The following is a 12037-nucleotide window of genomic DNA, read 5'->3' as shown; positions in this document are numbered from 1 at the left end:
ATTATATTACGCAAGCAGTTTTAATGATTCGCGGTTGAATGCCGGAATGTCATCCGGTGTGCGGCTTGTGACCAGCTGGTTCTGACAGACGACGACTTCTTCATCCACAACATTCGCGCCCGCGTTTTCCATGTCGATTTGGATTGAAGTAAACCCTGTCGCTTTGCGCCCGTCCAATGCTTTCGCGTTGATGAGAAGCTGAGGTCCGTGGCAGATGGCGAACACCGGTTTTTTATCATCCATGAACGCTTTGGCAAATTGGACGAAACGGTCATCCGCACGCAGCATGTCAGGAGAGAATCCGCCCGGGATCAGCAATGCGTCAAAGTCTTTCGGATTCACATCATCGATGGACGCGTCCACTTTCACTTCCGCTTCCCCTTGTTTGCCTTTGACTGTTTTTCCTTTTTCCTGTTCAATTACGGTTAATTCATGACCCGCATCTTTAAAAGCTTTCGCAGGTTCAGTATACTCGACATCCTCAAAATAATCCGTTAATACAACTGCAATTTTTTTACCCATAGTTACTACCTCCTGCTTGATGAAGTCTACATAAATCCATGTACCCCAGCCACACTAACATCAAACATAAGTAACGCGTTTGCCGCTCATCCGTTTTACATAGGTCATTATCCTCATTTTTCATCTTTTTACAAGAATCATCATGAAATCTATATGAACTTTCACAAAATATTCTTACAATGGTACTGCATGACAAAATTTGTTGAAAGGTGGAGAACAGGTGAGAATACAGAAAAGACGATGCAGCGTCAATATGACACTCCGTATTCTGCTGCCCCTAGTTATGATACTTAGTCTAATCCTCCCAACATCACCCATTAAAGCAGAAGAAAACAAATCCTCCAGTGTGAATCTCAGCATTTTAGCCACAACTGACGTTCACGCTAACATGATGGACTACGATTACTACAGCGACAAACCGACAACGGAATTCGGGCTGGCCAGAACGGCTCAGCTTATTGAGAAGCACAGGCGCGAAAACCCGAATACGCTGCTTGTCGATAACGGAGACCTGATTCAGGGGAATCCCCTCGGAGAATACGCCGTAAAATATGAGAAAAATGATATCATTTCAGGCGCAAAGACCCATCCGATCATTGAAGTGATGAACAGTCTGCATTATGACGCAGGAACACTCGGCAATCATGAATTTAATTACGGGCTTGAATTTCTGGACGGGACAATCAAAGGCGCTGATTATCCGATCGTTAACGCCAATGTGAAAACATTAAGCGGCGAAAACCGTTATACGCCTTATGTCATAAAAGACAAAACCGTCACGGATGAAAACGGCGGCAAGCATCAGATAAAAGTCGGCTACATCGGCTTTGTTCCTCCCCAAATCATGACGTGGGATAAGAAAAATCTCGAAGGCCGCGTTCAGGTCGAGGACATTGTGGAATCCGCAAAGAAAACCGTTCCGAAAATGAAAGCTGAAGGAGCCGATATCGTCATCGCCCTCGCCCACAGCGGCATCGAAAAAAAAGCGCAGTCTTCCGGAGCGGAAAACGCCGTTTTTGACCTGGCAACGAAAGTCGGCGGAATTGACGCGATCGTATCCGGCCATCAGCACGGGCTTTTCCCTGATGCCGAATACAAAGGCGCTGATCAATTCGACGTCGATAAAGGCACGATTAACGGCATCCCCGTTGTTATGTCAAGCAGCTGGGGCAAATATGCGGGCGTCATCGACCTCCGGCTTAAAAAAACAGACAGCGCGTGGCATGTGGAAGATGCAAAAGGCAGCATCGAGCCGATTGCCGGCAATGTGACGTCGGAAAACGAAACCGTCGTCAATACCGTCAAAAAAGCGCACGAAGGCACTTTGAAATACATCAGAGAACCCGTCGGCCAGACAAAAGCCGATATCAACAGTTTCTTCGCCCAAGTCAAAGATGATCCGTCCATTCAAATCGTAACGGATGCGCAAAAATGGTACGCCGAAAATAAGATGAAGGATACGGAATACAAAGATCTGCCTATCCTCTCGGCGGGCGCTCCGTTTAAAGCCGGCGGGCGGAACGGCTCAAATTACTATACAAACATTTCCGCTGGCGACCTCGCCATCAAAAACATCGGCGATTTGTACCTGTATGACAACACGGTTCAGATCGTCAAGCTGAACGGAAGCGAAGTGAAAGACTGGCTCGAAATGTCCGCGGGGCAATTTAATCAGATCGATCAGGCAAAAGGCGGCAGCCAAGCGCTTTTAAATGACGCCTACCGCTCATACAATTTTGATGTCATTGACGGTGTCACCTATCAGGTCGATGTCACAAAACCGGCGAAATACAACGAAAACGGAACAGTCATTCATCCCGATGCAAGCCGGATCGTCAACCTTTCTTATCAAGGAAAGCCCGTCAGCGCCAAGCAGGAATTTCTGATCGTCACAAATAATTACCGCGCTTCAGGCGGCGGAGGATTCCCTCACTTAAGCAATGATAAAATCGTATACTCTTCTGCCGATGAGAACAGGCAGGTCTTAATGGATTACATCATCCAGCAGAAAACGATTAATCCGCAGGCTGATCATAACTGGTCCATCCTTCCGGTCAAAGGGACAAACCTGACATTTGAATCTTCCTTGGCTGCAAAGCCGTTTGCCGACCGCGCAGATGACGTCGCCTATATCGGTGAATCACAAAACGCGGGCTACGGACAGTACAAGCTCCAATTCAAAGATGATGAACCGGGCACAAAGCCGCCGAAAGATGATGCATGGAAACTCACCGTTATGCATACAAACGACACGCACGCCCACCTTGATAACGCGGCGAGGCGGATGACGAAAATCAAAGAAATCAGAAGCGAAACCGACCGCAGCATTTTGCTGGATGCGGGAGACGTTTTCTCAGGTGATCTCTATTTCACAAAGTGGCAGGGGCTGGCTGATTTAAAATTGATGAACAGCATGGGCTACGACGCAATGACCTTCGGAAATCATGAGTTTGATAAAGGTCCGGGTGCTCTCGCCAGCTTCCTGAGCGGTAACGGGAGCGCGGCTGACCCGTCCGGAAAATACAATTTTCAAGCGCCTGACTTTCCGCTCGTCAGCTCAAATGTCGATGTGTCCAAAGAGTCAAAACTCAGACCATTCATGAAAAAAGCAGACACATTTACGGCAGGGAAAAAGAAAAAAGCAGGCATCTATCCATACATTCTGCTTGATGTAAACGGAGAAAAAGTCGCCGTATTCGGCTTAACGACAGAAGATACGTCCGTCACATCAAGCCCGGGAAAAAGCATTGTCTTTCATGATGCCTTCCAATCCGCACAAGATACAGTAAAAGAAATACAGAACAAGGAACATGTCAATAAAATTATCGCCCTGACCCATATCGGGCATCAGCGTGATCTCGATCTCGCCAAAAAGGTAAAAGGCATCGACTTAATCGTCGGCGGACATACGCATACGCTTGTAGATAAAATGGAAGTTGTCAAAAACGAAGAGCCGACCATCGTCGCCCAGGCAAAAGAATACGGCGAATATTTAGGCCGTGTCGATGTCGCATTTGACAAAAACGGCGTCGTTCTGCCGGAACAATCCTCTCTTCAGGCGCTGCCGGTGAACGAGCAGACGAAAGAAGACCCGGATCTGAAAAAAGAGCTTGATCCGTTTAAAAAAGAGCTCGTCTCAGTTAAAAATGAAAAAGTCGGTTCAACGAAGGTCGCACTTGACGGCCAGCGCGAGCATGTCCGCTCCAAAGAAACCAATCTCGGAAACTTCATCGCGGACGGCATGCTGCAAAAAGCGAAGGAAGCGGCCGGCGCCCAAATCGCGATCACAAACGGGGGCGGCATCCGCGCGGGCATTGATAAAGGAGACATCACACTCGGCGATGTGCTGAATGTGATGCCGTTCGGCAACACGCTTTACGTCGCGGATTTAACCGGAAAACAGATCAAACAAGCCTTGGAACAAGGGTTAAGCGGAATTGAGGCTCAAGGCGGCGCCTTCCCTCAAGTTGCCGGTTTAACATACACGTTTACACTGAATAAAAAGCCGGGACACCGCGTTCTTCAAGCTGCGGCCGTACAGGATGACGGCAGCGTAAAGCCGATTTCTGATAAGAAGACATACAGAGTCGCCACCAGTAACTTTGTCGGTGAAGGCGGAGACGGATATTCCGTCTTTAACGAAGCGTCCCATAAAGAAGACCTTGGCTTTGTCGACTATGAGGTCTTCACCGAGCAGCTTGAAAAAGCGGGAAAAGCGGTGGAACCGAAAGTTGACGGCCGCGCGCAGGAAGTGTACCTGCCGACGAAACAAAAAAACGGCTCGTGGACGCTTGAAGATGACAGCGCATTTGCCGTCTATGCCAAAAACGCCAATACGCCGATCGTGTATTACGATAAGAATGACGGCGCCAAAAAGCCGATTGATCTCAGCGTGACAAAAAAACAAATCGGCCTGTTAAAGGACAGAACATCGGATTCTTCCCTTACGATCCTGCATGACAAGTTCAGCATGAAAATGCCGATGGCAAACGCTGCTTCAGCTGATACACGATTCGGCGTGACGCCGAAAGGAAAAGTAAGCGGGGCGCTTTCAAATGTATACGACTTTACAATGAAGCAGAAAAACAAAGACATCAAAACATTCAAAGCGCCGGTAAAGCTCACCCTGCGCATTGAGAATACGAAAAAGGCGAAACAGCCGGGCATTTACCATGTAGACCGGAAAAAGAACGTCTATACAAAAACAGACAACGGTTCGGTTTCACACGATCTCGTCACGGGCTATACAAATCATTTCAGTGAATACACCATATTAAACGCAAACACGAAGAGCGCGCCGCCGACAAGCGGAGATCACGGCTCCGGAAAGCAGCCAAGCGGACAAAAACCGTCATCCGGCCCTGCGCAGGACGGAGTATCGCCGGGCGGCCTGCTTCCTGATACGGCCACAACGATGTATTCCATCCTTCTTGCCGGGTTACTCATCAGCGCGCTCGGAACCGCACTGTATCTGTATCAAAGAAGAAAAGCAAAAAAAGTGAACGAAGCATAAAAAGACCGCTTTTATCGGGCGGTTCATCCCAAGAGCTCTCCTGATCTGATTTCAGGGGAGCTTTTTATCTCGGTCCCTCTCTGAGTCGACAGCCGTACGGCCGAGTGATAAAATATGAACGTTATTCGCGAAAGACTGTATCCGCATCGTTTAACACTTCACGGCAGGGCCTCTCTTTCACACGGCGCCGCCTGTTTGGAGGACTTTTTTTGAAGATAACAGGAAACAAACGAAACCGCATGTCTTACAAGAAAAAGCTGTTTTACGTGATAACAGCGCTCTGTTTTATCAGCTCGCTCATTTTCGTCACTCACAACGCTTCTTTTTATGAGCGCCCGATTGCCAAAGTGACGAAAACAACATTGGAACACCAGTCTGACGTACAGGACATGCATAAAAACAAAGATAAGATTTTCAGTCAGACGATCACTGCCAGACTTGAAAACGGCAGTCAGAAAGGACAGCTCATTCATTTGTCCAATCAGTATTCATCATCCGGAGCGAACGATCAGAAATATTCGATTGGCGATGAAGTATTCGTTTCTATTGATAAAGGGAAACCATCAAACAAGGATATATCGGGAAGCATTATAGATAAAAAACGGGATAAACAGCTTTTGCTGATCGCTTGGGTTTTCATCTTCACCTTGCTTATCGTCGGCAAAAAACAAGGCTTCTTTTCGATCGTCAGCCTGATGTTCAACGCCGTTTTACTGTCGTTTGCATTAGATTTGTACAGGAAGCATCCTAATATAGGATTAATTTTCATCTGCGGTGTCTGTATTCTCATCTTTACTGTCATCTCATTGCTGCTTGTCAGCGGTTTTCACGCGAAAACATACGCCGCCATTGCCGCGACGCTCGCAGGCACTTTCGTTTCCCTGCTGATTACGTATCTGGTAATGCTGGCAACCGGAGAGAAAGGTCTCAGATATGAGGAAATGCAGTATTTAACCCGCCCTTATCACACGGTGTTCATGGCCGGGGTATTTATCGGATCACTGGGAGCGGTCATGGATGTAGCCATTACCATGACGTCATCTGTCTTCGGATTATATGAAGAAAACAAGGATATCTCATTACAAGCTCTCAGACGTTCCGGGATGGAGATCGGAAAAGACATCATGGGGGCGATGACCAACATTCTGTTTTTTGCTTATATAAGCGGCTCTATTCCGATGATGCTGTTGTATTTGAAAAATGATTCCCCGATAGGATTCACTCTTTCTATGAACATTTCCTTGGAAATAGCCAGAGCATTGGCCGGAGGGATCGGAATCGTATTAGCCATACCCGCCAGTCTGTATGCTTCTATCTTTTTTATTAAACGAAAGAAGGCAAGCTCATGAATGTCATCGTAATTCTCGCGGCGATTTTATTTCTATTAATGGTCATCATCGGCGGAAAAAAAGGAGCGAGGTCTTTTATTGCGTTATTCTTAAATTTCGGTGTTCTCTTTCTCACCATCATTTTCATGACAGACCCGCATATCAATCCGATTGTTTTAACATTGCTCTCTTCCGCCGTGATTTGCAGCATTACTCTTTTTTATATTAATGGAGGAAACGTCAAAACCGTAACCGCCTTTATTTCCGCAATGCTGACGATTGCATTGTTGCTGTTTTTTATTATGTCTGTAACAAAACATACTTCGATTCAGGGATTCGGTGAAGAAGAATTGGGTGATATCGGCATATTCACACTGTTTGTCGGGGTGGATTTTGTGAAGGTTACCGCAGCCATGATCATCATGGGCACGATTGGGGCGATTACCGATGTCGCGATTTCCATTACTTCACCCATGCGGGAAATTTACAGTCATAATCCGTCCATGAGCAGAAAAGATCTGTACACATTCGGATTAAGCATCGGGAGAGATATTTTAGGAACGAATACGAATACGTTATTCTTTGCTTTTTTCGGCAGCTATTTGGCTTTAATTATCTGGTTTAAAGACTTATCATACTCAGCTGAAAAAATTGTGAACTCAAAAGTATTCAGTGCGGAAGCCGTCACCATTCTTTGTGCCGGAATCGGGATCGGCATCATCATTCCCGTTACATCCTGGATCACCGCCTGTTTTTTAGCAAAACCAAATAAACGTTAAAAGCTGCCGGGACACGCCCGGCAGCTTTTTTTATCTTATACCCACTTTACAATGTCTTTTGAGGCAGATCTTGTTTTCGGGCGCGGTTCTCTGACACGGTAGCCGAATGCGGCCATAACAGAGATGTCGAAACTTCCGTTTTCCAGAAGCCCTTCTTCTTCAAGAATCCGGTGAATTTCTTTGTAGTTGAAGCCTTCTACAGGGCAGGAGTCGATTCCGATCTGCGCAGCGGCAGTCATCATATTGCCGAGGGCGATGTAAGTCTGTTTGGATGCCCAGTCAAACAACGCGCGATCTGATTCAAGCAGATTGAAATCATTTTTCTGGAAATCTTCCGTTTTGCTGATATAGCCTTCATACATATCTTCCGGCATTTTTTTGACTTCCCGCAAGTGATTTTTGACATAGTCGGCGTCAAAACGGATATCCTTTGCCGTCCGGGCAAGCAGAAGTACGAAATGGCTTGCGGTCGGCAGCTGCTTTTGCGCGCCCCATGTGAACTCGCGGAGTTTTTCACGAAGCTCCGGATTTTGAACGACGACAAATTTCCAAGGCTCCAAACCGAGTGAGCTTGGGGATAATCTTCCCGTTTCTAAAATGAATTCAAAATCGCTTTCTGAAATTTTTTTCTCAGGATCAAATTCCTTTGTGGCGTGTCTGAATTGATACGCTTCGATGATCTGCTGTTTTTTATCTGACATTCATGATCTCTCCTTTTCAATCGTTATGTACTATTGTAGCCAATATTTTTGAAAGTACCAGTACGCACATTTTTGTTGGATAGTATTCATTTTGATACTGACAAAAAAACGGGCTGCCGCGGCAGTCCGTTTTTATTTTTCCCTTCTCGCAAAGTCGACGAAACGGAATTTATCGAGCCTGTGCCGGCTTTCCGTGTACTGAAAGAGGCTGGTATCCTCCAAAAAGACGCGGTTTTTCACGACCGCCATATGGCTGAATCCGCCGAGATCCAAATACTTCCGGTCCTCTTCCCCCGCCGGCTCCACGACAATTTCCTTTTGCGCGTAGCTGATGGACAAGCCGAGCTCTCCTTCGAGATACTCATAGATCGAATCTTCGCAAATCGCCTTCGTCAATAGAGGCACATGTTTTTTTACAAAGTAATCCTTGTCCAAAATAATATGTTCTCCGTCAATCCGTCTTGATCTGACGACTTCCCACACCTTTTCATCCGCTTCTGCACCAAGCTCTTTTGCGGCTTCTGTGGGAGGCAGGATCAGCCCGAGACGGTGAACCGCCGTTCTCGTCTCTTTTCCGAGCGTTTTCGAAAGCTCTTTGAAGCTGATCAGGCCTGAGACGGGAAAACGCATTTTTTCTCTATCTAATATGACGGAGCCTTTGCCTTTGATTTTCTGGATGTAGCCGTTTTGCGCCAGCATATTGAGCGCTTTGCGGACGGTTTCTCGTGATGTGCCGTATTGATCGCACAAATCATTTTCAGACGGAAGAACGTCTTCAGCCTTCCGCTGGCCGCTTTCGATCTGCCGCACCATATCTTTATAGATTGTGATGTATTTATTCACTTTCATTTGACCACCCAGATTAGTGTATCACGCTTTTGTCAGATGATAAACGATCGATTCATACGGACGGAGCGTCAATCGTTCCGGCCGCCCTTCCCTCGGTTCATCATTCGTCAGCAGCACCGTAAACCGCCAGCCGTCCGTGTCTTTAAGCGGAACCGTAAAGTCCGCTTCTTTCCCGTAGAAGTTGTTGATGCACAGCAGTTTTTCATCCTTGCCGTGTCTGACGTACGCCAGAACCGCCGGATCGTCTTCAGCAAGCAGCTCAAACGTTCCTTCAGTCACGATGTCATATTCCTTTCTGAGCTTGATGAGCTTCTGATAATGGTAGAAAATTGAATCCGGGTCCCGCAAAGCCGCTTCCGCGTTAATGTCCCGATAATCATCCGCCGCCGGAATCCAAGGCGTTCCCGTCGTGAAACCGCCGTGCGGCCCGCTGTTCCACTGAATGGGGGTTCTTGCATTGTCTCTTGATTTCTCTTTTAAAATGGCGATAATGTCATTTTCGGGCACGCCTTCTTCCTTCATCTTTTTGTAAATGTTCAATGATTCGACATCGCGGTATGAGCCGATGTCATCGAATTTCGGATTGCCCATGCCGATCTCCTCACCTTGATAAATGTAAGGCGTGCCCTGCATCATATGAATGGCCGACGCCAGCATTTTGGCTGATTTTGTGCGGTATACGCCGTCGTCTCCGTATCTGGATACGGCCCGCGGCTGGTCATGGTTGCACCAGAATAATGCATTCCAGCCTCCGCCTTTTTGCATCTCCGTCTGCCAAAACGCTAAAATCCGTTTCAGCTTCAGAAAATCAAACGGAGCGAGCGCCCATTTTTCACCATTCGGATAATCCACTTTTAAATGGTGAAAGTTAAAAGTCATATCGAGTTCTTTATTCTCAGGGTTTGTGTACCGGATGCAGTGGTCCGCCGTTGTAGAGGACATTTCCCCGACCGTCATGCTGTCATATTTCGAAAACACTTCCCGGTTCATCTCATGGAGAAATTCGTGCACGCGCGGCCCGTCCGTATAATAAGGGCGCCCGTCACGCCCATCCTCGGCATCAGGAAACGATTGGTCTTTAGAAATGAGGTTGATCACATCCAGCCGGAAGCCGTCGATCCCTTTTCGGAACCAAAAATGCATCATGTCGTAAACCTGTTTTCTCATCTCTTCATTTTCCCAGTTCAAATCGGCCTGCGACACATCAAATAAATGCAGATAGTGCTGGCCTGACGCCGGGTCGAGCTCCCAAGCGGAACCGCCGAATTTTGATTCCCAGTTGTTCGGCGCCCGGCCGTCTTCCTTTCCGTCTTTCCAAATGTAAAAATCCCGATACGGACTGTCGGGTGACGAGACCGCTTCTTTGAACCATTGATGCTCGACTGATGTATGGTTGACGACAAGATCCATAACGACCTTGATTCCTCTTTTGTGCGCTTCATCGAGAAGGCGTTCAAAATCCTCCATCGTTCCGTATTCTTCATAAATGGTGCAGTAATCGCGAATGTCATAACCGTTGTCATTCTGCGGCGAATCGTAAATCGGCGTAAGCCAAATGACATCAATCAAAAGCTTCTGCAAATAATCAAGCTTCTCGATAATACCGTTCAGATCACCGATCCCGTTTCCCGTCGTATCATAAAAGCTCTTCGGATAAATTTGATATACCGCAGCCTTTTTCCACCATGGTGTGCTGTCTGTTTTCATTTTTCTTCACCGCCTGTAATGTTTTGAATTGAAAGGGAAAAGGGACAGCCTGATAGAAGGCGCCCCGCAGGTTTTCTATTTTTGCCGTTTCAGCCGCGCATACCCGTATGTTCCCGCAAACGGGAGAATCAGCACGATCAGCATTCCGATCGCAAACGGACCCCAGTACCGGCTCATAATGGAGAAGATCCCCGGCACGCCGCCGACTCCGACCGAGCTTGCGAGAACGCCTTTGACGGAGATGAACATCCCCGCGATTCCCGAGCTGATCATGGCGATCACAAACGGAAATTTGTAACGCAGATTCACGCCGAAAATCGCCGGTTCGGTAATGCCCAAATATGCGGAAATGCCGGCCGTCAGTGAAAGCCCCCGCTGTTTTTTATCTTTTGTAATCAGCATCATTGCCAAAGCCGCCGATCCTTGAGCGATATTTGACAATGCGAGCATCGGCCATAAAAATGTGCCGCCGAGCTTTGATCCGATTAATTGAAGATCGACCGCGAGAAACGTATGGTGCATCCCCGTGATCACAAGCGCCGAATACAGCCCTCCGTACAGCAGGCCTCCGATGGCGGAGAATTGTCCGAAAACGGCAATCAATCCCGCCGTCAGCGCGTTACCGATCGCAAACGTAATCGGACCGATGATGACAAAGGATAGAAAACCGATGACCAAAAGCGTCACCGGCGCGACGACTAACAGCTGAATGCCCTCCGGCGTCCGTTTCGTCAAAAAGAGCTCAAGCCTGGCAAGTAAATAAGATGCCAGCAGAATCGGGAGCACCTGACCTTGATACCCGACTTTCTGCACCTCAAGGCTGAACAGGTTCCACACCGGAATATCGCCGCTCTGCTCGGCGGCCCCGTAGCCCCATGCGTTTAACAGATCAGGATGCACCAGCATCAGCCCGAGCACGATGCCCAAAAGCGGGCTTCCTCCGAACCGCTTCACTGCCGACCAGCCGATTAAAGCCGGCAGAAAAGCGAAGGCCGTCCCCGCGATCAGATTAATCATATTGGCGAGATCCGCCCATTGCGGATACACTTGGACAATCGATTTTTCGCTGTAGAAAATGCCTTCCGCCGTTAAGATGTTGTTCAGACCCATTAACAGCCCGGCCGTGACGATCGCCGGCAAGATCGGAATAAAGATGTCCGCAAGCGTTTTCACAGCACGCTGTAAAGGATTCATTTTTTGCGCCGCCGCCTTCTTCACGTCATCCTTGGACGCTTCACCCATCCCCGTTTCCTTCACTAATTCCGCATATACTTTGTTGACCGTCCCCTGCCCGATCACGACTTGAAACTGCCCGTTTACCGCAAAAGATCCTTTGACAATGTCTATTGCATCCAGCATTTTTTGGTTTACTTTGGTTTCATCTATTAATGCAAACCGCAAACGCGTCACACAATGAGTCGCCGCCTCAATATTTTCGATTCCGCCGACAGCTTCAGCGATCTGCCGCGCAGCCCGGTTAAACTCACCCATGCCAACCCCTCCGTAACCGTTTTCATTTTGTCTTGCAAACTTGTATATACATGTTTATGACTCTATTGTAATGATGTATATACATGTCGTCAATCTATTTTTATAGCGCTTTCATCACAAATATACTGCGAAAGACCCTGAAACAAA

Annotated in this window: 8 protein-coding genes; 3 read left to right on the top strand and 5 right to left on the bottom strand. The window is 47.6% G+C overall.

Features of this window, described 5'->3' with window-relative positions; translation table 11 throughout:
- Positions 1-6: 6 nt before the first annotated feature.
- Positions 7-522 carry a type 1 glutamine amidotransferase domain-containing protein gene (locus NYE50_RS04160; RefSeq protein WP_224988627.1) on the bottom strand — a complete coding sequence of 172 codons (516 nt, stop codon included), beginning with the start codon at positions 520-522 and terminating at the stop codon, positions 7-9.
- A gap of 220 nt (positions 523-742) precedes the next feature.
- On the opposite strand from NYE50_RS04160, the gene NYE50_RS04155 reads away from it, so the two are divergent.
- From NYE50_RS04155 to NYE50_RS04145, 3 genes are all read left to right on the top strand, one after another.
- Positions 743-5035 (top strand): multifunctional 2',3'-cyclic-nucleotide 2'-phosphodiesterase/3'-nucleotidase/5'-nucleotidase, encoded by a 4293-nt coding sequence (locus NYE50_RS04155; RefSeq protein ID WP_224988628.1) that lies wholly within the window; start codon positions 743-745, stop codon positions 5033-5035.
- A 209-nt stretch (positions 5036-5244) separates the two neighbouring features.
- Entirely contained in the window at positions 5245-6384 is a 1140-nt protein-coding gene (locus tag NYE50_RS04150) for a YibE/F family protein (protein ID WP_159353900.1), read from the top strand.
- Positions 6381-7142 carry a YibE/F family protein gene (locus NYE50_RS04145; protein ID WP_021493875.1) on the top strand — a complete coding sequence of 254 codons (762 nt, stop codon included), beginning with the start codon at positions 6381-6383 and terminating at the stop codon, positions 7140-7142. The genes NYE50_RS04150 and NYE50_RS04145 overlap by 4 nt, the downstream gene beginning before the upstream one ends.
- Positions 7143-7177: 35 nt before the next feature.
- On the opposite strand, the gene NYE50_RS04140 is transcribed toward NYE50_RS04145, so the two are convergent.
- From NYE50_RS04140 to treP, 4 genes are all read right to left on the bottom strand, one after another.
- A complete protein-coding gene (locus tag NYE50_RS04140; RefSeq protein WP_061861964.1) occupies positions 7178-7843 on the bottom strand; it encodes an NAD(P)H-dependent oxidoreductase in 666 nt (221 codons plus the stop codon).
- A gap of 132 nt (positions 7844-7975) precedes the next feature.
- Complete coding sequence (gene treR / locus NYE50_RS04135) at positions 7976-8692, bottom strand: trehalose operon repressor (protein ID WP_061861963.1); 717 nt, start codon at positions 8690-8692, stop codon at positions 7976-7978.
- Positions 8693-8713: 21 nt separating this feature from the next.
- The gene (treC, locus tag NYE50_RS04130) at positions 8714-10399 is read right to left on the bottom strand and encodes an alpha,alpha-phosphotrehalase (RefSeq protein ID WP_224988629.1); all 1686 of its coding nucleotides are present in this window, start codon (positions 10397-10399) and stop codon (positions 8714-8716) included.
- A 75-nt stretch (positions 10400-10474) separates the two neighbouring features.
- Complete coding sequence (treP, locus tag NYE50_RS04125) at positions 10475-11890, bottom strand: PTS system trehalose-specific EIIBC component (protein ID WP_224988630.1); 1416 nt, start codon at positions 11888-11890, stop codon at positions 10475-10477.
- Positions 11891-12037: the final 147 nt, after the last annotated feature.

Origin of the sequence: Bacillus sp. EU55 (genome assembly GCF_038005925.1) — a bacterium.
Lineage (GTDB): Bacteria > Bacillota > Bacilli > Bacillales > Bacillaceae > Bacillus > Bacillus velezensis.
Note: the sequence above shows the minus strand (reverse complement) of the source record. Positions and strands in the feature narration are given on the sequence as shown.

Coding starts and splice junctions, on each gene's coding strand:
- NYE50_RS04160 (WP_224988627.1), bottom strand. CDS start 522: ATGGGTAAAAAAATTGCAGTTGTATTAACGGATTATTTTGAGGATGTC.
- NYE50_RS04145 (WP_021493875.1), top strand. CDS start 6,381: ATGAATGTCATCGTAATTCTCGCGGCGATTTTATTTCTATTAATGGTC.
- NYE50_RS04140 (WP_061861964.1), bottom strand. CDS start 7,843: ATGTCAGATAAAAAACAGCAGATCATCGAAGCGTATCAATTCAGACAC.
- treR (WP_061861963.1), bottom strand. CDS start 8,692: ATGAAAGTGAATAAATACATCACAATCTATAAAGATATGGTGCGGCAG.
- treC (WP_224988629.1), bottom strand. CDS start 10,399: ATGAAAACAGACAGCACACCATGGTGGAAAAAGGCTGCGGTATATCAA.
- treP (WP_224988630.1), bottom strand. CDS start 11,890: ATGGGTGAGTTTAACCGGGCTGCGCGGCAGATCGCTGAAGCTGTCGGC.